The organism is Flavimobilis sp. BM9 (genome assembly GCF_058313055.1).
Genome location: NZ_JBZEMO010000002.1, coordinates 64,531 through 87,779 on the forward strand (window position 1 = coordinate 64,531; position 23,249 = coordinate 87,779).

General features: G+C 71.1%; 24 protein-coding genes and 1 tRNA gene. 8 read left to right on the forward strand and 17 right to left on the reverse strand.

From position 1 onward, the window contains the following. Positions 1-11 precede the first annotated feature (11 nt). The 6 genes from AC4F3Q_RS04350 to AC4F3Q_RS04375 all read right to left on the reverse strand — a co-directional run bounded on the left by AC4F3Q_RS04350 (position 12) and on the right by AC4F3Q_RS04375 (position 4,745). Entirely contained in the window at positions 12-1,118 is a 1,107-nt protein-coding gene (locus AC4F3Q_RS04350) for an alkene reductase (RefSeq protein ID WP_491038894.1), read from the reverse strand. A 78-nt stretch (positions 1,119-1,196) separates the two neighbouring features. Beyond that, positions 1,197-1,676 carry a hypothetical protein gene (locus tag AC4F3Q_RS04355; RefSeq protein WP_491038895.1) on the reverse strand — a complete coding sequence of 160 codons (480 nt, stop codon included), beginning with the start codon at positions 1,674-1,676 and terminating at the stop codon, positions 1,197-1,199. Between the two features lie 176 nt (positions 1,677-1,852). Then, positions 1,853-2,209, reverse strand: coding sequence for a hypothetical protein (locus tag AC4F3Q_RS04360; RefSeq protein ID WP_491038896.1), 357 nt, complete (start codon positions 2,207-2,209; stop codon positions 1,853-1,855). A 40-nt stretch (positions 2,210-2,249) separates the two neighbouring features. Beyond that, positions 2,250-3,341 carry a hypothetical protein gene (locus AC4F3Q_RS04365; protein WP_491038897.1) on the reverse strand — a complete coding sequence of 364 codons (1,092 nt, stop codon included), beginning with the start codon at positions 3,339-3,341 and terminating at the stop codon, positions 2,250-2,252. A 3-nt stretch (positions 3,342-3,344) separates the two neighbouring features. Beyond that, complete coding sequence (locus AC4F3Q_RS04370; RefSeq protein ID WP_491038898.1) at positions 3,345-4,460, reverse strand: SPFH domain-containing protein; 1,116 nt, start codon at positions 4,458-4,460, stop codon at positions 3,345-3,347. Between the two features lie 195 nt (positions 4,461-4,655). Continuing rightward, positions 4,656-4,745, reverse strand: a tRNA-Ser gene (locus tag AC4F3Q_RS04375). Positions 4,746-4,985: 240 nt separating this feature from the next. On the opposite strand from AC4F3Q_RS04375, the gene AC4F3Q_RS04380 reads away from it, so the two are divergent. The 3 genes from AC4F3Q_RS04380 to AC4F3Q_RS04390 all read left to right on the forward strand — a co-directional run bounded on the left by AC4F3Q_RS04380 (position 4,986) and on the right by AC4F3Q_RS04390 (position 7,423). Then, positions 4,986-5,663: a hemerythrin domain-containing protein gene (locus AC4F3Q_RS04380; protein WP_491038899.1), complete on the forward strand. Its 678-nt coding sequence runs from the start codon at positions 4,986-4,988 to the stop codon at positions 5,661-5,663. Between the two features lie 137 nt (positions 5,664-5,800). Further along, complete coding sequence (locus tag AC4F3Q_RS04385) at positions 5,801-6,637, forward strand: NAD-dependent protein deacetylase (protein WP_491039184.1); 837 nt, start codon at positions 5,801-5,803, stop codon at positions 6,635-6,637. Positions 6,638-6,685: 48 nt separating this feature from the next. Continuing rightward, positions 6,686-7,423 carry a tyrosine-protein phosphatase gene (locus tag AC4F3Q_RS04390; RefSeq protein WP_491038900.1) on the forward strand — a complete coding sequence of 246 codons (738 nt, stop codon included), beginning with the start codon at positions 6,686-6,688 and terminating at the stop codon, positions 7,421-7,423. A 12-nt stretch (positions 7,424-7,435) separates the two neighbouring features. Here the strand turns inward: AC4F3Q_RS04390 and AC4F3Q_RS04395 are convergent, their stop codons facing one another. Further along, on the reverse strand, positions 7,436-7,870 hold the full coding sequence (locus AC4F3Q_RS04395) for a nucleoside deaminase (protein ID WP_491039185.1): 435 nt from the start codon (positions 7,868-7,870) through the stop codon (positions 7,436-7,438). A 102-nt stretch (positions 7,871-7,972) separates the two neighbouring features. Here AC4F3Q_RS04395 and upp point away from each other — a divergent pair, with 102 nt between their 5' ends. Continuing rightward, on the forward strand, positions 7,973-8,608 hold the full coding sequence (gene upp, locus AC4F3Q_RS04400; RefSeq protein WP_168446551.1) for a uracil phosphoribosyltransferase: 636 nt from the start codon (positions 7,973-7,975) through the stop codon (positions 8,606-8,608). Between the two features lie 128 nt (positions 8,609-8,736). Here upp and AC4F3Q_RS04405 read toward each other — a convergent pair whose 3' ends face one another. Next, on the reverse strand, positions 8,737-11,433 hold the full coding sequence (locus tag AC4F3Q_RS04405) for a sigma-70 family RNA polymerase sigma factor (RefSeq protein ID WP_491038901.1): 2,697 nt from the start codon (positions 11,431-11,433) through the stop codon (positions 8,737-8,739). 141 nt (positions 11,434-11,574) lie between these two features. Between AC4F3Q_RS04405 and AC4F3Q_RS04410 the strand changes: the two genes are divergently transcribed. After that, the gene (locus AC4F3Q_RS04410) at positions 11,575-12,315 is read left to right on the forward strand and encodes a hypothetical protein (protein ID WP_491038902.1); all 741 of its coding nucleotides are present in this window, start codon (positions 11,575-11,577) and stop codon (positions 12,313-12,315) included. Positions 12,316-12,423: 108 nt separating this feature from the next. On the opposite strand, the gene AC4F3Q_RS04415 is transcribed toward AC4F3Q_RS04410, so the two are convergent. The 5 genes from AC4F3Q_RS04415 to dnaK form a co-directional block, all read right to left on the reverse strand. Continuing rightward, the gene (locus AC4F3Q_RS04415; RefSeq protein WP_168446554.1) at positions 12,424-12,723 is read right to left on the reverse strand and encodes a DUF1540 domain-containing protein; all 300 of its coding nucleotides are present in this window, start codon (positions 12,721-12,723) and stop codon (positions 12,424-12,426) included. Between the two features lie 160 nt (positions 12,724-12,883). Then, positions 12,884-13,291, reverse strand: a complete 408-nt coding sequence (locus AC4F3Q_RS04420) for a heat shock protein transcriptional repressor HspR (protein WP_168446555.1) — start codon at positions 13,289-13,291, stop codon at positions 12,884-12,886. A 16-nt stretch (positions 13,292-13,307) separates the two neighbouring features. After that, complete coding sequence (locus tag AC4F3Q_RS04425; RefSeq protein WP_491038903.1) at positions 13,308-14,309, reverse strand: DnaJ C-terminal domain-containing protein; 1,002 nt, start codon at positions 14,307-14,309, stop codon at positions 13,308-13,310. A gap of 93 nt (positions 14,310-14,402) precedes the next feature. Next, positions 14,403-14,984: a nucleotide exchange factor GrpE gene (locus AC4F3Q_RS04430; RefSeq protein ID WP_168446557.1), complete on the reverse strand. Its 582-nt coding sequence runs from the start codon at positions 14,982-14,984 to the stop codon at positions 14,403-14,405. Beyond that, positions 14,981-16,831, reverse strand: coding sequence for a molecular chaperone DnaK (gene dnaK / locus AC4F3Q_RS04435; protein ID WP_491038904.1), 1,851 nt, complete (start codon positions 16,829-16,831; stop codon positions 14,981-14,983). The genes AC4F3Q_RS04430 and dnaK overlap by 4 nt, the downstream gene beginning before the upstream one ends. Positions 16,832-17,433: 602 nt before the next feature. Here dnaK and AC4F3Q_RS04440 point away from each other — a divergent pair. Both AC4F3Q_RS04440 and AC4F3Q_RS04445 read left to right on the forward strand, forming a co-directional pair. Beyond that, a complete protein-coding gene (locus AC4F3Q_RS04440; protein WP_491038905.1) occupies positions 17,434-17,601 on the forward strand; it encodes a hypothetical protein in 168 nt (55 codons plus the stop codon). Between the two features lie 262 nt (positions 17,602-17,863). Continuing rightward, positions 17,864-19,330 (forward strand): RelA/SpoT-related domain-containing protein, encoded by a 1,467-nt coding sequence (locus AC4F3Q_RS04445; protein WP_491038906.1) that lies wholly within the window; start codon positions 17,864-17,866, stop codon positions 19,328-19,330. Here AC4F3Q_RS04445 and AC4F3Q_RS04450 read toward each other — a convergent pair whose 3' ends face one another. Next, positions 19,331-19,921 carry an isochorismatase family protein gene (locus AC4F3Q_RS04450; RefSeq protein WP_491038907.1) on the reverse strand — a complete coding sequence of 197 codons (591 nt, stop codon included), beginning with the start codon at positions 19,919-19,921 and terminating at the stop codon, positions 19,331-19,333. Positions 19,922-20,027: 106 nt separating this feature from the next. On the opposite strand from AC4F3Q_RS04450, the gene AC4F3Q_RS04455 reads away from it, so the two are divergent. Next, a complete protein-coding gene (locus tag AC4F3Q_RS04455) occupies positions 20,028-20,462 on the forward strand; it encodes a MarR family winged helix-turn-helix transcriptional regulator (protein WP_491038908.1) in 435 nt (144 codons plus the stop codon). A gap of 170 nt (positions 20,463-20,632) precedes the next feature. On the opposite strand, the gene AC4F3Q_RS04460 is transcribed toward AC4F3Q_RS04455, so the two are convergent. The 3 genes from AC4F3Q_RS04460 to AC4F3Q_RS04470 all read right to left on the reverse strand — a co-directional run bounded on the left by AC4F3Q_RS04460 (position 20,633) and on the right by AC4F3Q_RS04470 (position 23,163). After that, positions 20,633-21,625, reverse strand: coding sequence for a cold-shock protein (locus AC4F3Q_RS04460; protein WP_491038909.1), 993 nt, complete (start codon positions 21,623-21,625; stop codon positions 20,633-20,635). A gap of 122 nt (positions 21,626-21,747) precedes the next feature. Further along, positions 21,748-22,680: an LLM class flavin-dependent oxidoreductase gene (locus AC4F3Q_RS04465; RefSeq protein ID WP_491038910.1), complete on the reverse strand. Its 933-nt coding sequence runs from the start codon at positions 22,678-22,680 to the stop codon at positions 21,748-21,750. 9 nt (positions 22,681-22,689) lie between these two features. Then, positions 22,690-23,163, reverse strand: coding sequence for a P-loop nucleotide/nucleoside kinase family protein (locus AC4F3Q_RS04470; RefSeq protein ID WP_491038911.1), 474 nt, complete (start codon positions 23,161-23,163; stop codon positions 22,690-22,692). Between the last annotated feature and the right edge of the window lie 86 nt (positions 23,164-23,249).

The following is a 23,249-nucleotide window of genomic DNA, read 5'->3' on the forward strand; positions in this document are numbered from 1 at the left end:
TGACCAGGCTGTCAGGCCGAGGCGCTCACGAGCGTCGGGTAGTCGATGTACCCCTCGGCGGTGCTCCCGTAGAACGTCGCCGGGTCGGGAGTGTTCTCGGGGGCACCCGTCGCCCAGCGGGCGACCAGGTCGGGGTTGGCGATGAGGGGGCGGCCGACGGCGACGGCGTCGGCGTGCGTGAGTGCGGCCTGCGCGACGTCGCGCGTCGTGACGACGCCGAAGCCCGTGTTGCCGATGAGCGCCCCGTCGAAGCGCGCGCGCAGGCCCTGGACCAGCTCCCCGCCGAGGTCCTGGTGGAGGACGCTCAGGTAGGCGAGCCCGAGCCCGCCGATGCCGTCGAGGAGCGCGCCGTACGTGGCGCGGACGTCGTCGGCGTCGGTCTCGAGCGCGCCCTGGATGTTGTGCTCGGGAGAGATGCGGATGCCGGTGCGGCCCGCGCCGATCGCCTCGGCGACGGCCTTCGTGACCTCGATGACGAACCGTGCGCGGTTCTCCGGGCTGCCGCCGTACTGGTCGTCGCGCACGTTGGAGGCGGGCGAGAGGAACTCGTGCAGGAGGTAGCCGTTGGCGGAGTGGATCTCGACGCCGTCGAACCCGGCGCGGATCGCATTGCGCGCACCGGCGACCATGGCGGCCTTGGTGGTCTCGATCTCGTCGAGCGTCAGGGCGTGCGGAACGGGGAACGGCTGCTTGCCGGTCGGGGTGCGGACCTCACCGTCGATCGCGATCGCGCTGGGGCCGACGACGCGGCTCGTCCCGTTGATGTCCGTGTGGCTCACGCGGCCGGAGTGCATGAGCTGCAGGAAGATCAGACCGCCGTCGGCGTGGACGGCGTCGGTGACCGTGCGCCACGCGGCGACCTGCTCGTCGGTCTCGATGCCGGGCTGGCCGGGGAACGCCTTCGACTCCTGCAGCGGGTACGTGCCCTCGGAGACGATCAGGCCGACGCTCGCGCGCTGCCGGTAGTACTCGACGGCCAGCTCGCCGTGGACGCCACGCTCGTCGGCGCGCGTGCGGGTGAGCGGGGCCATCGTGATGCGGTTCGCGAGCTGGAAGTCTCCGACCGTGATCGGGGAGAAGATGTCGGCGGGTGCATCGGTGCGTGCGTCAAGAGTCATGCAGACGCCAACACGGCAGGGTGCCGCGCGCATTCCGGCGCGAGGCCCGGACCGTCTGGTTTGTGGGAAGCGTCACGATCACGCAGCGGACCCGCCGCGGGGATCGGCGTGGTGAGCGAAGCGCAACCACAGCGCCCACCTCCCGTACCCGATCCCGAGCAACAGCACGCCGACGCCACCAGCGATCCCCCACGAGTCGCTCGCCGTCCAGCCGGGGACTCCTGCGAGTCGAGCGCGGCCCGGGTCAGTCGGGTCGACAACGACGTCAACATCGTCGCCGACGATGTACCGAACCGCCGCGTCGTCCCCTGCTTCCAGGTACCTGGAAGCGGGCGCGATCTCGGGCCACGTCACACCCACGAGGCCCGGGACCGCGACGACCTCACCACTGACGACGACACCACGTTCGGCGAGGACGCGCACGTCCCACCAGCTCGACGCGAAGGCAACGACCGTCATCCCGCCGAGCGCGAGGAATGCGATCGCTACGACCGCACCGAGCAGCGGCGACCGCGAGTAGCGCAGCGAGCCGATGACGAGCGCCTCGGCTCGCGACATGCGCCAGGGGAGCCGCAGCGGGCGTGCGACTGCGTCGGCCGGCTCGGCGTCAGGGACATATCTCAGCCACGACCCGCCCTGACTGTCGTCACGCCGTCGACCCTCGCCCCGGCCTGGCCTCGATCGCGCGTTCACAAGGGGAAGGCTAGTGCCCGCGTGCTCGCCACCGCCTTCCGCTACAGGCAACGTTCGGGCTCGAACCCTGCGGGCGCGGGGGTGAACGTCTCGTGGTGCCCGACGCCGTCGGTGAACGTCGCGACCGGGCCCTCGACGACGACCCAGCCCTTCTGGAACGGGTCGCCCCAGCCGGGCGGCGAGCTGCCGGCGCCGAGCTTCCCGCCGACGCGCAGGTAGAGGTCGCCGCCGACATCCACCGCGCTGACACCGCAGTGCGTGAACAGGTCGTGCTCGACCGCACCGTCGGGCTGCGGTCCGCGGTCCTCCGCCGGGTCCTCGGCGCACGCGCTGAGGAGGATGGCGAGAACCGCGGCCGCAGCGGCCGCGCGTCGTCGTGCTGAGGTTCGAGCTGTCATCTGAGGCCCCCTGTGCCGTTCGTCCGACGCTAGCGGTTCGTCATCTGCGCAGATAGAGCGCGATGACAGTGATCACGGCGGCGAGCGCCGCGAGGATCGCGAGCGTCACCTTGACCGGCGAGTAGGGCCGCTTGCCGATGACCTCGCCGGTGGTCGCGTTGACCATGACCTGCCACTGCTTGCCCGCGTACATGTAGGTCATGATCCAGACGGGCAGGAGCAGGAGCGTGAACATGACGTTCGAGTAGGCGGTCTGCAGCGTGCGGACCCGCTGCTCGTCGCCACCGATGTCGTTCTCGACGTCCTTGCGGATCGGTCCGGCCATCCGCTGCTTGGCCTTCTCGAGGCCTGCGGCGGGGTCGACGTCGTAGCTCACGGTCGAGTACCCCGCGAGGTATCCGGGCTGGAACGGCACGATCTTCGCCGTGTCCCAGGGGGTCAGGGAGTCGACCTGCTTCTCCGAGAGCGTCGTGGTACCGACGACGAGGACGTCGTCGAACCGGCGCGTCGTGGTGCCGCGCGCGTCGCGCCACCGCACCTTGCGGACGCGGTCGTCGCCGCTGCCCTCCCAGTACTCGTCTCCACGCTCGCCCGTGTAGTCGGTGCGGGTGTCGGCGTCGAACGCCCAGTGCGGGACGTACGTGCCGCGCAGCGACTCGGTCGCGTTGACCTGCTTGAGCGCGTTGGGTGCGAGCCAGCGCGACTTCACCCACGTCACGACGGCGGACTGCGCCGCTGCGGTGTCGAGCGCGAACGGCAGGACGCCCGACGGCGCGACCGTGCCCTCAGCCGTGCCGACGGCGACGAGGTGACCGGCGCAGAACTGGCACGTGTCGGAGAGGTTCGCGCTCTGCGTCTGCGCGCCGCAGCCGTCGCAGCGCAGCGTGCGCAGCACGCTCGCCGCGGCCGGGCTCTGGCCTGCGTGCGTGCGCGCCCACTCCTCGTATCCCTGCTCGACGACGCTGCCGGCGTCGGCGATCTGGACTTGGCTCTGGCACCGGCACTGCAGGTAGGCCGTGCCGGGCGTGTAGACGAGCTGTGAGCCGCAGCTCGAGCAGCGGGTGGACATGAGATCTGCGACGGCAGGTTGCTGAGCAGGACCTGTCGACGGGTCCTGGATCTGGTCGCTCATGCGTCAGGCTCCCGGGAGGGGCGGGGGCGTGGCGCCGAGCAGGTGGGAGAGCGCCGGGACGGAGCGCACGGGCGTCCACGCGGCCATGCCCTCCTGCCAGACGAGCGTCTCGGCGGTGACCTGGCCGGCGAGCTGGGCTGCGGGGACGGGGCCCTGCTGCGTGCCCGCGGCGTCGGCGTAGTACCAGGGCGCACCGCCGGGCAGCGGCGGCGGGGTCGCAGGCGCAGGAGCGGTGGGCGTGCCGGGCGTCGTCGCTGCGGCGGCTGCGGCGCCCATCGACGCGGCCATCTGCTGACCCATCGCGAGGCCCATGCCCATGCCCATGCCCTCGCCGGAGCCGCCGGGGTTGTTGGCGGCGTCCTCGATCGCGTTGGCGGTCTGGAACTTCGTGTACTGGTCGAGGTTGCCCAGGACCGACATCTGGGTGCGCTTGTCGAGCGCCTCCTCGACCTCGGGCGGCAGGGAGATGTTCTCGATGACGAACTTGGGGATCGTGACGCCGTACTCGGCGAGGGCGGCGGTGAGCTCGCGGGCGAGCGTCGCGCCGAGGGTGTGCTGGCTCGCGGCGAGGTCGAGGGCCGCGATGTTCGCGGCGGCGAAGGCCGGGCCGAGGTGCGAGACGACGATCTGGCGGAAGTACTCGCCGATCTCCTCGGTGCGGAAGTTGGGGTCGGTGCCGACGAGCTGGCGCAGCAGCGCGGACGCGTCCGTCACCTGGAGCGCGTAGGAGCCGAAGCCGCGCAGACGCACGACGCCGAACTCCGGGTCGCGCATCATGATGGGGTTCTGCGTGCCCCACTTGAAGTCGGTGAACTGGCGCGTCGAGACGAAGTAGACCTCGGCCTTGAACGGCGAGTTGAAGCCGTACTTCCAGCCCTTGAGGGTCGAGAGGATCGGGATGTTCTGCGTCGTGAGGGTGTACGTGCCGGGGCCGAAGACGTCAGCGACCTGGCCCTCGTTCTCGAAGACCGCGACCTGGCCCTCGCGGACGACGAGCTTGGCGCCGTTCTTGATCTCGTTGCCCTGGCGGGGGAAGCGCCACACGATCGTGTCTCGGCTGTCATCGAGGAACTCGATGATGTCGATGAGCTGCCCCCGCAGCTTTTCCATGAACGACATGTGATCTCCGTGTCTGTCTCGGGCGGCGCACCCTGCCGTGCCACCGTGGCGGCCCATCGCGCGCCACCAGAACCGTACCGGGCACAGGTCGGCACGTCATCGTGCCGGACGGCCGGGGCGGGGCCTTCGCGGACGGGGGCGCTGGACCGGAACGACGAAGGACCCCGTCCGGCGATGCCGGTCGGGGTCCTTCGGTGGCGGTAGCGGTGGGATTTGAACCCACGGTGGACTTTCACCCACACACGCTTTCGAGGCGTGCTCCTTAGGCCGCTCGGACACGCTACCTCGCCGAGAAGCGTACCTTCCGAAGGGCCGATCGTCGAAATCGGCGCTGTTCGGGGCCTGTCAGAGGGCTGCGCGGCGCCGCGGGTGCGGGTGACGGGTCACCCGGGTCGTTGCCCCTCACCCTGACAAACCACCCCAAAAGACACTACGCGGCAGCGGGTACCCGGTCCTAGCGTGACCGGGTCGGCACGCGCTCGGGGGAGCGCACGACGTGCCGCGCACCTGAGGGGAAACACCACCATGGGCAACACCACGGCCGTAGGCCTGTGCAATACCGACGACATGAACGTCGTCCACGCGATGTTCCGCCACCTCCTGGGGCGGGCTGTCCCGCTCGTCCGCGAGGTCCGGCCGGGCGACAGGGACCGGGCGGCGATCGTCGTCGCGCACGTGCGGGAGATCGCGCACGGCCTGCACGACCACCACTCCACGGAGGACACGCTCCTGTGGGACGACCTCGCGGCGCGCGCTCCGGCGTGCGCGCTGCACGTCGGCCTCATGCGGTCGCAGCACGCGACGGTCGCGGACCAGCTCGCGGCGCTCGAGGATCCGCTCACGCAGCTCGAGCGCACCGCGAGCGCCGCCGCTCGGGACGACGCCGCGGAGGCGCTCGACCGGGTACGCGTCACGCTCGAGGAGCACCTGGGTGCGGAGGAGGAGCAGATCCTCCCGTGGGTCCGCACGACCTTCACGCAGGAGGAGTGGGACGTCCTGGGCAAGGTGGGGCGCAGCAAGATCCCGAAGGAGCGGATGTTCGTCCAGCTCGGCCACATGATGGCGCCGATGTCCGACGACGAGGCCCGCGCCTGGACGCGCGCGAACCTGCCGCTCCCCGCCCGGCTGATGTACCTGCTCGTCGGGCGTCGCCAGTACCTCGCCGAGCTGCGCACGCTGTACCCGGAGGGGGCGCCCGCCTGACGCACGCTGACGCCGTGACGTGGGAGCCCGGTCACAACGTCTCCCGCGTCACGGCGCGGCTGGCGACGTCGTCGTAGCGTGGTCGGGTGACCTCCCCTACCGTTCTCGACCTCCGCGTCGCGTCTCTCGCGCCTGACGTGTCCGAGCTCGTCGCGCTCGTGCGCGGCCGCCGCACGGCCGTGCTCACGGGCGCCGGGCTGTCGACGGACTCGGGGATCCCGGACTACCGTGGCCCCGGCTCGGCTCCGCGCAACCCGATGACGTACCAGCAGTTCACGGGCGACCCGGCGTTCCGGCGACACTACTGGGCGCGCAACCACGTGGGCTGGCGGCACATGGCGGCGACACGGCCCAACGACGGGCACCGCGCCCTTGCCGCGCTCGAGCGCGCGGGCGCCGTCTCAGGTGTGGTGACGCAGAACGTCGACACGCTGCACCGGCGGGCGGGATCGCAGAATCTCGTCGACCTGCACGGCTCGTACGACCGGGTCCGGTGCCTGGCCTGCGGGTACACGGTTTCACGTGAATCACTCGACGCCCGGCTGACCGCGCTCAACCCGGGGTTCCGCGAGGCGCAGGGCATGGTCGAGGACATCGAGATCGCGCCTGACGCCGACGCGGTCGTCGAGTCGACCGCCTCGTTCGTCGTCGCGGACTGCGAGCGCTGCGGCGGCATGCTCAAGCCCGACATCGTCTACTTCGGCGAGACCGTCCCACGCGAGAAGGTCGCGCGGAGCTACGAGATCGTCGACGACGCCGACGTCCTCCTCGTCGCCGGCTCCTCCCTCACCGTGCACTCCGGGTTGCGCTACGCCCGGCACGCCGTGCGCGCCGGCAAGCCGCTCGCGATCGTCAACCGCGGCGCCACGCGCGCCGACGCCATCGCGACGGTCCGCCTCGACGCCGGCACGAGCGAGACCCTCACCGCGCTCCTGCCCCACCTCCTGCCGACGCCGCCGCGCACCACCGGCTGACAGCCCCGCCCACCGAGCACGACCGGGCGTCCCTGCGAGGATCAGACCATGACGACCGCGCCCCTCGACCAGATCGCCGGCTTCGCCAACCTGCGCGACGTCGCCGGCTACCGCGTCGGCTCGACGACCGTCCGCCCGTACGCGCTCCTGCGCTCCGACGCGCCCTCGTCCCTCGACGACACCGCGACCGCCGCCCTGCGCGACGTCGGCCTGGTCTCCGTGATCGACCTGCGGGACGAGCGCGAGCAACAGCTCGCCCCGTCGCCGTTCAGCGAGCGCGGCTTCGCGGTCTCGCACCTGCCGATCTTCGACTCGTCCGCGCACGCGCTCGTGCAGCCCGAGGTCGGCCTCGCCCCGCTCTACCGGCACATGGTCGAGGGCTGCGCGACGACGCTCACGTCCGCCGTGCGGACCGTCGCGACGTCGGCTCCCGGCGCCGTCCTCGTGCACTGCACCGCGGGGAAGGACCGCACCGGCATCACGGTCGCACTCGCGCTGCGCGCGATCGGCGTCTCCCGCGACGACGTCGTCGCGAACTACGTGATGACCGAGGCTCGCCTGCGCGGGCCGTGGCTCGACGCGCAGATCGTCCGGCTGACGACGTTCCTCGGTGAGGACCGCGCGCACGAGTTCGTCGACCTGCTCGTCGGCAGCCCTGCCGACGCGATCGAGACCGCGCTCGACGTCGTCGAGCAGGGCTCGTCCGAGCGCACGCTCCCCTACCTGCGCGCGCACGGCATGACCGACGCCGAGGTCACGGCTCTCGAGGAGCGCCTCCTCGGCTGAACCTCCGTCGAGTCAGCCTCGGCGCGACGCGAAGAAGTCGCGCAGCAGCCCCTCGCACTCGGCCGCCCGCACCCCCGGACGCACCTCGACGGTGTGCAGCGCCCGCGGGTCACGCACGAGGTCCCACTTCGAGCCCGTCGCTCCCGCCTTGTCGTCCCACGCCCCGAGGACCAGCCGGGGGACGCGTGCCGCCATGATCGCGCCCGCGCACATGACGCACGGCTCGAGCGTCACGACGAGCGTGCAGCCGTCCAGCCGCCACGTGCCGAGGGTCTCGGCGGCCGCGCGCAGGGCGACCACCTCGGCGTGCGCCGTCGGGTCCCCCGACGCCTCCCGCTCGTTGTGGCCCCGCGCGACGACCCGACCGGTCGCGTCGACGACGACGGCGCCCACCGGGACGTCCTGCGTCTCGAGCGCGAGGTGCGCCTCCGCGAGCGCGAGGCCCATCGCCTCGTCCCACCGTCCGTCGTCGTGCATGGTGACATGGTCGCAGACGACGGCGGGGCGCCAGGCGGTCCGCCGCCACCTCGCGAGCGGTACGGTTGACCCATGCGCCTGCACGTAGCCGACCACCCGCTCGTCGCCCACAAGCTCACCGTCCTGCGTGACAAGAGCACCGCCTCGCCGAACTTCCGCCTCCTCGTCGACGAGCTCGTCACGCTCCTCGCGTACGAGGCGACCCGCGACGTGCGCACGGTCGACGCGCCGATCACGACGCCCGTCACCGACACGGTCGGCACCAAGATCGCCGACCCGCAGCCGATCGTCGTCCCGATCCTGCGTGCAGGCCTCGGGATGCTCGAGGGCATGACGCGCCTGCTCCCGACCGCCGAGGTCGGCTTCCTCGGCATGCAGCGCGACGAGGAGACGCTCGAGGCGATCACCTACGCCAACCGGCTGCCCGACGACCTCTCCGGCCGTCAGTGCTTCCTCCTCGACCCGATGCTCGCCACCGGCGGGACGCTCGTCGCGTCGATCAACTACCTCCTCGACCGCGGTGCACGCGACGTCACCGCCGTCTGCCTGCTCGCCGCGCCTGAGGGCCTCAAGGTTCTCGAGGAGGCGATCGGCGACCGCGCCGACGTCACCGTCGTCGTCGCAGCCGTCGACGAGCGCCTCGACGAGAACGCCTACATCGTCCCGGGCCTCGGCGACGCGGGCGACCGCCTCTACGGCGTCGTCTGAACCGGCACGCACCGTCGGTCCACGTCACCTGACGCGGCAGACCGAGCTGACGGAGCCCCGTGGTCGCCTGCGCGACCACGGGGCTCCTCCCGTTCCACGACGCTCGCGAGGGCGCCCCGGCTCCAGACCTACGAGGGGACCTCCGTCGGAGCGTCCAGCACCTCGATCGTCGCGTCGACCGCAGCGAGGACGACGGTGCCCGCCGACGTGGCGAGCTCCGCGCGCACCGGTACCACGCTCACTCCTGCGCCCTGCGCCGCGACCCCGCTCACCGGGACGGACACCCGGGCCTCCGACCACTCCGTCCCTGGCAGGGCGCACGTCACGACGTTGCTCTCGACCTGGCACGCCTCCTCACCGATCGTCGGCACGCCCTCGAGGACGACGCCGTCCGGAAGCTCGACGACCACCGTCGCGCCGCTGGCCGCACGCCCGTTGCTGAACACGTCGACGCCGAGCGTGCCGACGTCCGTCGGCGCGTACGGCCCGATCCGTGTGAGCACCAGGGCCTCCGGGCGGAGGGCGGCCCCGACAGGACCGGCGAGCAGGTACGGCTCGCTCGTGAGCGACTCGATGCTCGGCCCCCAGGAGAGCACCCCCGCGCCCAGGTCGGCTGCCGACGTCGTCGCTGGCAGGTCCAGGCGCTGCGGATCCGCGAGCCCACCTGGCAGGTCGTCGGTGCGGCACTCGAGGGTCCGCGCCGTCGCCGGGTAGAGCGCGCACATCCACCCCTCGGCGGAGCCTGGCACGAGCCCGCCGTCCCGACCGTCCAGCCACTCGGCTCCGTCGGGGAGCTCGACGCGCACGACGGCGGGCGTCGCCACCTCGCCCGCGTTCGTGACCTCGACGCTCACGACCCCGGCCCCGTCGACGACGAGCAGCGAGTCCTCGAGGACCCTGGCCTGGACCTCCGTCGCGGCGGCCTCGACGGCGACCGGGACCGTGCGCGTCGCAGAGCCGCCCGCCGTCGTTACCCGCGCCTCGACGTCGAGCCGCGAGACGCCGGGCGCCTTGAGGGTCACCTGGAACGTCGTCGACGTCTCTGCACCCGCAGGGATGTCAGGAACGGCACACACTGCGGAGCTCGTCGTCGTCGAGCACGACCACGACGGGCTGATCGCGGCCGCGACCATGGCGCTGAGCGTCTGGGCGGGCTGGGACGCCGCGAGGATCACGCCGGTGCTCGACAGGTACATGCCCTGCGGGAGCGTGAGCTCGACCTCGACCTCCGTCGCCGGCAGCTGCGCAGTGTTCGCGACCGAGAGGGTCACGGTCGACGCGCCGCTCGCCTTGACCTGCGAGATCGCGAGGTTGAGCGCGGCCGGCGCGACCGGTGCGGCTGTCGCCGTGGGAGTCGGGCTGGGCGTGGGAGTCGGGCTGTGCGTCGGGGTCGGGGCAGGCGCGCTCGTGGGGGCCGACGTCGGCGCCGCCGTCGGTTCCCGCGACGGGTTCTCGGACGGCGTCGCCGTCGGGGTGCCGGACGGCTCGTCCGTCGGCGCGGGCTCGCTCGGCTCCGGGTCCTCGTCGGGCTCGTCGCCCGTCGGGTCGTCGGGGGTGGTCGACGGCGCAGGCGTCTCCCCCGGTCCGGTCGGCAGGTCGGGCGGCGTCGCCACGCTCGTCGGGTCCGCCGTCGGTGTCTCCTCGACGGGCGAGTCGGACGTCACGACCGTCGGAGGGACGACCGTGGGCGCCTCGGCGACCGGCCCCGCGACCAGGGGACCCGCGACCCCGGGGGCGACCGGGTCGCTGCCCGACGCGAGAGCGACGCCTGCCGCCACCAAGCCACCCACGACGACGACGCCCGCAGCGGCGAGCACAGCTGCCGGAAGCTGCGCGATCGCGGAGATCAGACCGACCGCGGGTGCCGCCGACGCCCCACCAGGGACCGCGACGGCGAGCGGAGCGCCCGGTCCGCCGCCGGTCGCCACGACGCCCGCGTCCGCACGCGCGACGACGATCCCCTCGGGACCGGCACCAGCACCCGCGGCGGCAGCGCCCGCCGCCGGCGCAGCGCCACCCACCGGGAGCAGACCCAGGGAAGCGACACCGAGCGTCCCCAGAATGAGCGGCGCGACGACGGCGCGCATCCCCTGCGCGAGGTCGCCGAGCTCGAGCGCCGCAGCACGGCACGCCGCGCACACGTCGAGGTGCGCCTCGACACGCGTCGTCTCGCGACGCGACAGCCCGCCGCGCGCGTACGACCCGAGCTGGTCGTTGACCGCCCGGCAGTCCTCGGAGACCGCAGGCGACAGGAGGTGCTCCTGCAGGTACGCCTGACGCAGACCCTCGCGCGCACGGTACGCGAGCGCAGAGACGCCGTTGGCCGACATCCCGAGCGCCGGCGCGACCGCGGCGGGGGTCTGCTGCTCGATGTCGAGATACCAGAGCACCGTCCGCCAGCGTTCTGGTAGCGACTCGAACGCGCGCGCGACCGTGCGGTCCTCGAACCCGCGGAGCATCGGCTCCTCGGTCGAGGCGAGCGGCCCGATCACCGAGTCGAACACCGCGACGTCGTCGGTCGCGGTGGTGCGCCGCGCCTTCTCGAGCGACTCGATCGCGCGACGTCGCACGACGGTGAACAGGTAGGCGCGGAAGGCGACGTCCGGGCCCTTGCCTCCGCGGAGCACCTGGAGGATCTTCTCGAAGGCCCCCGCGACGACGTCGTCCGCGTCTGCAGGCGGCACGTAGCGCTGCGCGACCCTACGCGCAGCCTCCTCGTGCCGCTCGTAGAGCACGCCGAAGGCCGCCGTGTCGCCCTGTCGCACGGCGGTGATCAGCTCGGCGTCACTCGCGACCCCGTCCGGGACCCGCGTCACGTCACTCATGTGGCTCCCCCGCCCATCTGCGGTGATCACACCGCACCCCAGGAATGTTGCCATGCCGCAGGCAGGAAGTCGCGGGACGGTCCTTCACAAAGGTCACCGAAAGCCGCGTCATGATCTGCGAGCACACCCCTCTCATCACTCGTGACCCACACGCGTGAGCCCTTCGACCCGCAGGACGCCGTCCTGCGGGGCTGGCGCACGGCCTCGCTCACCACGGTCTGGCGACACGGCGACGACTGGGCGCACCCGGCCGCGGAGGCTCTCGTCGAGGCGCTCGAGTCGGGTGTCGACCCGACCCCGGCCGCACAGCGGCTCGGGGCTGCGCGCGCCGAGCGTGGCAGCGACATGGCCGAGACGCTCGACGACCTCGGCTGCCTGTACGACACCCTCGGGTTCGACGCGCCGCTCGACGTCACCCGGGCGGTCGCCGTCGGCTGGGCCGAGGCACAGGAGGCGACGGCGGCGTCGCAGTCGTCGACCGACCCGCTCACCGGCCTGCGCACCCCCGCGTACCTGACCGCACGTCTCGAGGAGACGTTCACCGCCGCCCCGGCGCCGTGGTGCCTGCTCGTGCTCGACGTCGCGACCGAGGGCGGCCACCGACTCGACCAGATCCGCGTCGGTGCGCTCGTCGGGGCGGCGCTCGCACGGATGCTCGGGCGCTACCACCCGACGGCGCAGCTCCGCCCAGGACTCTTCGCGATCATGACGCAGCGCGACGACGCGCTGCCGACGACGGTCGAGGACGTCCGGAAGCTCATCATCGGACTCACGAGCGTCGTCGGCCCTCGATCGATGCGGTCCCCCGCCCGGCTGTGGGTCGAGCGGCTGCCCGCCGACCCTGCCGGGTGCGCGGGGTTGCTGAGCTCCTTGCGGAGTTGATTCGGGGGAATTTCCGCAAGGCACACCACGGGGCCATGGCGGCGACGTCATGGCCCCGTGGCATCCCTCGATCCGCCCCTCCCGCGGTACGGCGGGCAGGAGGTCTGGTCAGGCCGGCGAGTAGGTGAGGCAGTCCGCGTGGTGCGTACCGCCTGCGCCGATACGCACGGACTCGGCGTTGCACTCGAGGTGGTCGTTGTGGCTGCACTCCGCGCGCTGGCACGCCCCGACGGCGGCGACGACGCGCGAGAGCCCGCCCTTGACGTCGAGCGGGATGAACGTGGCGCACGAGGCATCGCCCGCGTTCCCGGCGATCGTGATGGCCCCGGCGTGGCAGCCGTCGTGGTTGTAGGAACAGCCGGCGATCGTGCACTCGCTGACCGGTGGCATCTCCAGCATGGCGCTCATGGGTCTCTCCGACTCTGTCCGACTTCGCCTGACTGCTCTTCTTGCTGACGATAGGCCTGGATCAGGGCGTTGTACAGAGAGGCGAGCCTTACCAGATCCGCAGGATTCTGCGGAATTTGCGCACCGCGCCCTTGTGTAATTGTGCGCGGGGATCTGACGCTCAGCCCCGGGGCCGCCACACGACAAGCGCTCCCGACGTGCGCACGCGCGCCTGCCGCTTCCCGCGCGGAAGAGCCACGATGTCACCGGTCGCGTCCGCGGCGAACACCCGGTGCCCGGCCTCGGTGGCGGACGCCAGGGCGCGCAACCGCTCGCGGAGCGCGTGCACCTCGTCCTGCAGGTCGAGGATGCGCATGATGCCCGCAAGGTTGATGCCCTCTTCCTGGCTGAGCTGCTGCACGGTGCGCAGCCGCTCGACGTCGCGCGCGCTGTAGCGCCTTCCGCGGCCGGCCGTCCGGCTCGGGACGACCAGTCCGAGGCGGTCGTACTGCCGCAACGTCTGCGGGTGCATGCCAGCGAGCTCGGCGGCTCGCGAGATCGGGAAGATCGGGCGGTCGGCGACGTCCATCACGGCCTCCGGGCGGTCATTCCTGCGCGCGGGCCAGGAGGTCCGCGCGCACGCTGCGACCCTCGCCTGCGGTCGCCTCGGCGAAGGCCTCGACGGCCTTGCGCGCGACCGCGTCGAGCTTCTGCGGCACCACGACGGTGACCGTGACGAGCAGGTCGCCGGTCGCCTTCGCGGTGCTGACACCGCGGCCCTTGACGCGCAGCGTCCTGCCCGACGGCGTACCCGCAGGGACCTTGACCCGCACGGTCTGCCCGTCGAGGGTCGGGACGTCGATCGTCGCGCCCAGCGCGGCCTCGTCGAACGTGACGGGCAGCGTCATGCGCAGGTTCGCGCCGTCGACCGCATAGACGGGGTGCGGCGTGACCTTGACCGTGATGTTGAGGTCACCTGCGGGAGCGCCGCCCGTACCAGGGCGGCCCTTGCCGCGCAGGCGGATCTTCTGGCCGTCGCGCACGCCCGAGGGGATGCGGGTCGTGACGGTGCGGCCCTCGACGTCGAGGGACACGGTCGCGCCCTCGACGGCGGAGCGGAAGGACAACGTGGTCGTCGCGTTGATGTCGGCACCCTGCTGGGCGCGCGTGCCACGGAAGCCCGCGGGGCCGCGACCGCCACCGAACAGCCCGCCGAGGATGTCCTCGAACCCGCCACCCGTGGAGGAGTTGGCGCCCGGGAAGGGCGTCGTGCGCGCACCGCCGCCTCCGCCGCCGAACATGCCGCCGAAGAGGTCCTCGAAGCCGGCGGCACCGCCGGCGCCACCGGGCCCCGCGGCGAAGCGGGCGCCGCCGCCCATCGCCCGGACGGCGTCGTACTGGCGGCGCTGCTCCGGGTCGGAGAGCACGGCGTACGCCTCGCCGATCTCCTTGAAGCGCGCCTCGGCCTTCGTGTCACCGGCGTTCTGGTCCGGGTGGTGCTGGCGCGCGAGCTTGCGGTAGGCCTTCTTGATCGCTGCAGCGTCAGCGTCCTTCGCGACGCCGAGGCTCGCGTAGAAGTCCTTCTCGAGCCAGTCCTGTCCGGTCAACAGCGGTCACTTCCTTCTGTCAGGTCTGTCATGAGGGTACGGCCTGCGTCGCGGCCGAGCCGCGGCGCAGGCCGTCACCGTTCGTCGTGCTCGTCAGTGCTGTGGTCCGACGACGGCCACCCGAGCGGCGCGCACGACACGCTCGCCGATCTTGTAGCCCGGCTCGACGACGAACTTGACGGTCGTCGTCTGCGCCTCCGCGGACTCCTCGTGCATCAGCGCGTCGTGGAAGTTGGGGTCGAACTCGTCCCCGACCTCGCCGAAGCGTGCGATCTCGAACTTGGCCAGCGTCCCGTCGAGCTTGTCGGCGATGGCCGCGAACGGCCCCTCGAGCTCGCCGGCCTGCCTGGCCCGGTCGATGTCGTCGAGCACGGGGAGCAACGACGCGAGCACGTCCTCGATCCCCTTGACCCGAGCGGCCTCCTGGTCACGCAGGGCCCGGTTGCGGTAGTTCGTGAAGCTCGCGCGCTCCCGCAGCAGGTCCTCGAGGCGCTCGTCGGCGACCTTCTGTGCCGCGGCGACCGCGTCGTCCTCGAGGGACGACGCGTCGTCGGGCACCTGGATGTCGACGTCGGCGTCCGCGTCAGCGGGCGTCTCGGCGTTCGCCTCGCGCGGCTCGCCCGTCTCCGGGTCGATCCGGCGCTTGTCCGTGAACTCGAACGGGGACTCGGTCACTTGGACTCGTCCTCGTCCACGATCTCAGCGTCGACGACGTCGTCGTCCGACGTCGCCTCGTCGGCCGCCGGGGCACCCTCGGCGCCCTCGGTCGACTGCTGGGCGTAGAGCGCCTCGCCGATCTTCTGGGCGACCGTGCTCAGGTGCTCCTGCTTGGCCTTGATCTCGGCGATGTCCTCGCCCTCGAGCGCCGTCTTGAGCTCGGCGACAGCGTCCCCGACCTCCTTCTTGACGTCGTCCGAGAGCTTCTCGTCGTTGTCCTTGAGGAGCTTCTCGGTCGAGTAGGCGAAGCCCTCGGCCTGGTTGCGGGTCTCAGCGTCCTCGCGGCGCTTCTTGTCCTCGGCCGCGTGCTCCTCGGCCTCCTTGACCATGCGGTCGATGTCCTCCTTCGGGAGGGCAGAGCCACCCGTGATCGTCATCGACTGCTCCTTGCCCGTGCCGCGGTCCTTCGCGGACACGTGCACGATGCCGTTCGCGTCGATGTCGAACGCGACCTCGATCTGCGGCATGCCGCGCGGGGCGGGCGCGATGCCGGTGAGCTCGAAGGTGCCGAGCGGCTTGTTGTCCCGGGCGAACTCACGCTCACCCTGGAAGACCTGGATCAGCACGGACGGCTGGTTGTCCTCGGCCGTCGAGAAGACCTCGGAGCGCTTCGTCGGGATGGCGGTGTTGCGCTCGATGAGCTTCGTCATGACGCCGCCCTTCGTCTCGATGCCGAGGCTCAGGGGGGTGACGTCGATGAGGAGGACGTCCTTGCGCTCACCCTTGATGACACCGGCCTGCAAGGCGGCGCCGACGGCGACGACCTCGTCCGGGTTGACGCCCTTGTTCGGCTCCTTGCCGCCGGTCATCTCCTTGACGACCTCGGTCACCGCGGGCATGCGGGTCGAGCCGCCGACGAGGACGATGTGGTCGATGTCGTTGACCGAGATGCCCGCGTCGCGGATGACGGCGTTGAACGGCGCCTTGGTGCGGTCGATGAGGTCCTGCGTCATCTGCTGGAACTGAGCGCGCGTGAGCTTCGTGTCCAGGTGGATGGGGCCGTTCTCGCTCATCGAGAGGTACTGCATGGAGATGTTGGTGCTCGTCGCGGACGAGAGCTCCTTCTTCGCCTGCTCGGCGGCCTCACGCAGACGCTGGAGCGCGATCTTGTCCTTGGACAGGTCCACGCCCGAGCTGTTCTTGACCTCCTTGATGAGGTGCTCGACGATCCGGTTGTCCCAGTCGTCGCCGCCGAGGCGGTTGTCGCCCGAGGTCGCGCGGACCTGGATCGTGGAGAACTCGTCCTCGTCCTTGCCCACCTCGAGCAGGGAGACGTCGAAGGTTCCGCCACCGAGGTCGAAGACGAGGATGAGCTCGTCCTCCTTGCCCTTCTCGAGCCCGTAGGCGAGAGCGGCCGCGGTCGGCTCGTTGACGATGCGCAGGACGTTGAGGCCGGCGATCTGGCCGGCGTCCTTCGTCGCCTGGCGCTCGGCGTCGTTGAAGTAGGCCGGGACGGTGATGACGGCGTCCGTGACCGGCTCGCCGAGGTACTCCTCGGCGTCGCGCTTGAGCTTGCCCAGGATGCGCGCGGAGATCTCCTGCGCGGTGTACTTCTTGTCGTCGATCTCCTGCGACCAGTCCGTGCCGATGTGGCGCTTGACCGAGCTGATCGTGCGGTCGACGTTCGTGACGGCCTGGCGCTTGGCGATCTCGCCGACGAGGACCTCGCCGGACTTGGAGAACGCGACGACCGACGGGGTGGTGCGCATGCCCTCGGCGTTGGCGATGACCGTGGGCTCGCCACCCTCGAGGACCGCGACGACGGAGTTGGTGGTGCCGAGGTCGATGCCGACTGCTCGTGCCATGGGTGATGCCTCCATGTAGTGGTGCGGTTGAGTCCGTTTCACTCAAGTCTGCGTCTTGAGCCTGAGGGGCGCAAGTCCTGACCTTCCAAACTTGAGTCTGTCTCGCTCAACCTCGGAGCGCGTCGAGTTATTCCACGCTCCCCCCTCCGCGGAGTCGAGCAGCTGTACGAGGACGTCGACCTCGTCGGGCAAGAAGGCCGTGGGGATCCGCGCAACGATGCGGCCCACAAAGTGCGCCGCACGCACGAGGCGGGCGGCGCGCTCGACAACGACGCCATGTATGACGCCCAGACCTCCGCCGAGCTCCACCTCCAGGTGGGCCTCGTGCGGCGCGGCCACTCCGGAGGCCCACGACCCCAAGCCGAGACGGGAGTCCTCGGCCTCCTCGGACGCAGCGGCCGAATGACGGCGAGCCGGCTCGCCGACGCCCAGCGCGTCCGGCCGCAGTCGATGGCACTTGTGGCTTGCTCGCGAAACGACTTCGGCGCGCCCCGAGACGGCCACAGGCGACAGGGACCGCCACGGCCCCCTTGCACGACGCGCAACTTGACCGCTAGCGTCAGCCTGCATCGATACTCCCCGGGGACAGGACAGGTGCACTCGTGTCAGACCACAGCCTGCTGACGACCTTGAAGGACGCGGTAACCAGCGCCGGCTACACAATCGTCGCCGAGGACAGTGGCGCGAGCGCCACCTCGTACGAGGATGAGATGTTCGTCGCCGCCAAGGACGGCCAGGCGTACTTCGTCACGGCCCGACGCCAGCCCTGACCGTCCAAAGGGGCGGCGCAAGGCGGCTGAGCTGACATCACCAAGCATCTTCGTCACTCGGTTGGCGCGCCTAGTAAACGAACTGAGCAACACCTGCAGCCCCACTGCTAAGAACGAGACTGGCATGCCCTCGGCCGAAGGTCCACGCTTGAGCCCGCCGAACCGCGTCAACGCGCCGACGGAACCAAAGACGGCGGATGCGTTGCGCCGCCGACAGCAGTGAGCCTCGAAAAGGACCGCCGGCTATGCAAGGATGCTACACATGACCACGGAGCGGGCTATCGAAGCGCGGGACCCATTTGAGTGTCCCGACGACCCAAACTTCGCACGGGTACCAAAGTATCTTTGGGACTACGCCTACGATCACTCAGACCTGGTGGATGCCGCCGAGGACCTTCGTCGATTCCTCATAGACATAGCCACCGAAGCCAGCATCCCGTTCTACACGATCGAGGCACGCTCGAAGAAGTTGACCTCCTTTCGGGACAAGGCACTAAAGAAGAAGCGGGATGGCACCCCCAAGTACGACGACCCCTCGGCGCAAATCCGGGACTGCATAGCCGCCCGAGCAATCCTCTTTACCACCCGCGCACGCGACGATTTCGCCGAACTCCTCGTGAGCCGCGTCGAGGTGCATGAGCGGGTGAACCCCGGCACAATTAAGCACAACGGCTACGACAGCGAGCATTTCATTGTGACCGAGCTTCGCTACCCGTCAGACGAACTGAGATATGCGACTCTGACAAGATTTCTCAACAAATACGGCGGGTTCGAGCTCCAACTCCGAAGCGTTGCCGCGCACGCATGGGCGGAGTACGAGCATGACGTTCGGTACAAGTCTGCCGCCTACAGCGCGTTGCCCGCCGACGCGAGGGGCCAGATCGATCAGTGGTTCGTTGAAGCAGGTGGAATGCGTCGAGTGATGGACGGCCTCTTCGACAATGTTCAGGGCCTGCTCTATCCCACAGACGAAGCCCCGCCCGGTTCAGGAGACGGCGACCTTGAGGCTGACGGGGACCTTGCGCCTGAGATTCCCGACGATGACGAGGGCGCCGAAGTCCTTGACACGTCGATCCTACGCAGCTTCGTTTCAGTGCGATACCCCGAAAGCACGGTGGGCGATGACGCGGCGATCGAAGAGCTTCTGATACACCTGAACGCGGCGCAAGTGTCCACCGTCCAGCAGCTCGACGCGTCTCTCGCTGCGGTTGAGCCAGGCCAGGTCGCCCGGCTCATGGACTACCCCACCGAACCGACGGGCGTGCGTCAACTCGACGACGAGATGCTTGCAGCACTTACCGACCGCTATGTCGCCGCCACGGATGACGACAAGCGACGACAACTTCTACACCTCCGCCTAGCGAGGGTGCGCGGCAAGTTTGCGATCTATTCAATCTACGACGGGGAGCGCGCTCGACGACCTGTCTCGGCGGCCCGGGCCGTTCGCGAGTTGGTCGGCTTGATCTCGAAGTATCGCGACGATGATCCCGAAGTACCCGGCGCGGTTGCCTCCTCGTTCTCAGAGCTGAATCCCTCATCGAAGCCTCGCCCAATACGCACGCCGAGAGGCACCCTATGGGTCGCCACTAACATGACCAGGGCATGGGCAGAGAGTGTCATGGGTTCGCTGCTGCTCTCCGCGCCAGGATCGGGGATCCGAATAACTCGCGCGGGCGACCTGATTGGAGAGTCGCCCTTGGCACACGACGGAGAACTTCCGGCACCGTAGTCAGGCACCGATCCTCTCGGGTGTCTCGACAAGCGGCGTGAGCACGTCGACGCTCTCCAGGCGCGCGATCCTCGGGAAGATCACCTCGAGGCTGTTGACGTGCGCGGACGCCACCAGGTCCGTGACGGCGTCGTGCGCGACGACGACCTCGTAGCCGAGCTCGCGCGCGGTGCGCGCGGTCGACTCGACGCCGACGCTCGTCGCGATCCCGGCCAGGACGACCGACCGGACCCCGCGCCTGCGCAGCTGCAGGTCGAGCTCGGTCCCCGCGAAGGCGTCCCAGCCGCGCTTCGTGACGACGATGTCGCCGGGCTCGGAGGGGACACGCGGGTCGAGGTCGGCGAAGTCGGAGCCCTGCGCGACGGACGGCCCGGGGGCGTCGGTGCGGCCGCGGAGGACGTCGCCGCCGTCGGGCGAGAAAGCTGTGCGGATCCGCACGACGGGGCGGCCGGCGGCGTGCGCCGCGCGCACGAGGCGGGCGGCGCGCTCGACGATGACGCCCGGGTCGAGGGCGGTGGGCAGCGCGGTGATGCCCTTCTGGAGGTCGACGAGGACGAGGGCGGTGGTGGGGTCGAGGGTGTCGACGGGCACGGGAGCTCCTGAGGTCGGTGGATAGACAGCAAGACTGTCTATCCACCCGGCGGCAATGTCAAGCAAGACTGCACAGTTTGACTGTCGATTCCGGTAGCATGACGCCATGAACGACGACGCTCAGATCGCCGCCGACCTCCGCCTCCAGGTGGGCCGCCTCGTGCGGCGCGGCCGCGCCGAGGACCCGCGCCCCCAGGCCGAGACAGGAGTCCTGGGCCTCCTCGGCCGTGGCGGCCCGATGACGACGAGCCAGCTCGCCGACGCCCAGCGCGTCCGGCCGCAGTCGATGGCACGCACGGTCCGGGCCCTCGAGTCCGCAGGGCTCGTCGAGCGCACGACCGACCCCGACGACGCCCGCAAGTCCCCGCTCACCCTGACGGAGCGAGGCCGCGACGCGCTCGAGCGCGAGCGGCAGCGGCGAACCGACTGGCTCACGGCCGCCCTCACGCAGGCGCTCGACCCGGGCGAGCGCGAGACCGTCAGGAACGCGGTGCCGCTGCTCGCACGCCTCGTCGAGTGGGACGAGCACCGCAAGAGCTAGCCCTCCGTCGCACTCGAGCTCCGTCGCACGGGACCTCCGCCGGGCTCCCTCCGCACGACAGATCGCCCGGATCCACAGCTCACGTGTGGATCCGGGCGATCGGTGGGGCTGGTGCGGGCCCGGGCAGGTGGAGACTCCCGACGGGAACAACCCGTCGGCCCGGGAAGGGGCTAGATCAGCTCGACGCGGTCGGCCTGCGGGCCGCGGTCGCTCTGACGGATCCCGAAGCTGACGCGGTCACCCTCGTACAGCGGCTCGGAACCGCGCACGACAGAGAAGTGGACGAACAGGTCGTCGCCGCCCGCATCCGGGGTGATGAAGCCGAAACCGCGGTCGGCGTCGTACCGCGCGACCGTGCCCTTGCCGCCGCGCACCGGCGCGCTCGAACGGGCCGGACGGCCGCGGTCCGCACCGTAACCACCACGCGCACCGCGGTCCGAGCCGAAGCCACCGCGCGAGCCACGGTCGCCCCGGCCGCCGCGAGCGCCGCCCACGATCTGCACGTTGCGCGCATTGGGCCCACGGTCGCCCTCGACGACGTCGAACGTCACGCGCGCACCCTCCGGCAGCTCGGTGAGGCCGTGGCCGAGCGCCTTCACGTGCACGAAGATGTCGTCGCCGCCCGCATCGGGGGCGATGAAGCCGAAGCCCTTGCCGTCGTCGTACCAGGAGACGGTGCCGTCAGCGCCGTCCGACGTCGAGCCCGCCGCCGCACCCGCAGGCGCAGCCTCAGCAGCGAGCGGGAGCAGGTGGTCCGCCTGCGGACCCTTCTCGCCGTCGACGACGAGAAACGCGACGCGCTGCCCCTCGACGACCACGCCGCCGCCGACGATCGCGGAGCTGTGCAGGAAGATCTCGCCGCGGCCGTCGTCCGGGTCGACGAAGCCGTAGCCCTTGCTCGGCTCGTACCAGGCGACCGTGCCGAGGATGCCGAGCTGGGCATCCTCGGACCAGTCGCCCGTCACGCGCACCTGCCGGGCCTGCGGCCCGCGGCTGCCCTCGCCCACCTCGTACTCGACGACCTGACCTTCGCGGAGCACCCGCGGGCCGTCGTCGTCGAGGATCTCGGACGCGTGCACGAACAGGTCCTCGCCACCGTCCCCGACGTCGATGAAGCCGAACCCTCGTTCAGCGTCGAACCAACGGACTGTTCCCTGCGGCACGTGTACTCCTCGTCAAAGCGATAGGTCTTCCCCCCAGTGTCCCTGACCGACAGACGTGGCGACACCTCCCGAGGTCGTGACGTCGGCCTCGAGGTCGCGACCTCGACGAACGGGGCCCGGCGTCACAGCACGCGCGCGAGGTCCGCGAGCGCAGCGACCGGGTCAGGCCCAGCAGGGATGAACACGCTCGACGAGACGCCCGCCTCGCCGAGCGCAGCGATACGGCCACGCACCTGGTCGGGCGTGCCGGCGAGCGCAAGCTCGGCCACCCACTCGTCCGGCAGCGCTGCGGCGAAGTTCGCGCGCGTGACGCTCGCCGCGCGCACAGCGACGAGCTCGTCACGGAACGGCAGGTCAGCCAGGTGCGTCGCCCAGTCAGGCTCGCCGATCCACTCGAGCGCGGGGCGGGCGAGAGCGATCGCGTCCGCGGCATCGTCCGCGACCGCGCCGACGTTGTACGTGACGACACGGTGCGGGCCCGCCGGGTCGATGAGGTCGAGGCTCGCACGCACGTACTCCGGTGTCGCCGGCTCGGCGAGGATCGTGCCGTCGGCGATCCGCCCCGAGAGGGCGAGCGAGCGCGGGCCGCGCACCCCGAGCATGAGGCGCGGAGCGGCGTCGGGCACGACGGCGGGGTCCAGGCGCGTGCCCGCGCCCTCCTCTCCCGCGACGAGGGCGCGCACGGCGTGCACGCGCTCCTCGAGGAGCGCGAGCGGTCGCGCCGGCCACGTGCCGACCTCACGCATCCAGCCCGGCAGGCCGTGACCGATGCCGACGTCCACCCGGCCGGGGAACAGCGCGGCGAGCGTCGCGACCTCCATCGCCGCGAACGCGGGGTTGCGGACCGCAGCAGGCAGGATGCCGAGGCCGACACGGATGCGCTCGGTCCACGCGAGGACGGTCGCCGCCTGAGCCACGCCACCGCGGAAGCCCAGGTCCTCGACGACCCACACCTCGTCGAAGCCGAGCTGCTCGGCAGTCGTGACGAACTCGCGGACCCGGTCGGCGCGCAGGTCGCGGGGGAGCATGACGGCGATGTCAGGGCGGTGGCTCATGCGGCGAGACTAGCCCCTGGTCAGAGCCCTGACCGGCCCCTCCTCCGCGGTGGGACGCTCGAAGCCGTCGAGGTACCGCTCGGCAAGGTGAGGCGGGACGACGACGTCGTCCGGGCCCGCGCCGCGGCGTCGCGCGAGGCGCGCGAGGACGACGTCACGCGGGACGTCGAGGAACCAGACGACGGGCACGACGCCGGTCGGCGCGAGCACCGTGCGGTAGCGGTCCCGCGAGGCGCGAGACCAGAAGGACGTGTCGACGACGACGTCGCGCCCTCGGGCAACGAGGGAGAGCAGACGCACCGTCAGCTCGGCGTGCACGGCGTCGGCGACATGCTGCGGGACGGGGTGCTCGCGGTGCCCGGCGTCCCACGCGGCCTCGTCGAAGGACAGTCGCTCGTAGCCGTCGCGCTCGAGCTCGCGCGCGAGCGTCGACTTCCCGGCGCCTGCGACGCCGCAGACGAGGACGACCTGGTCACGACTCATCCGACCAGCCTAGGGCGCACGCACGGGCGAGGGACGTGCTCGGACCCCGGGCGCAGCAGCACCCGGGGCCCGAGCATGTCGACGGG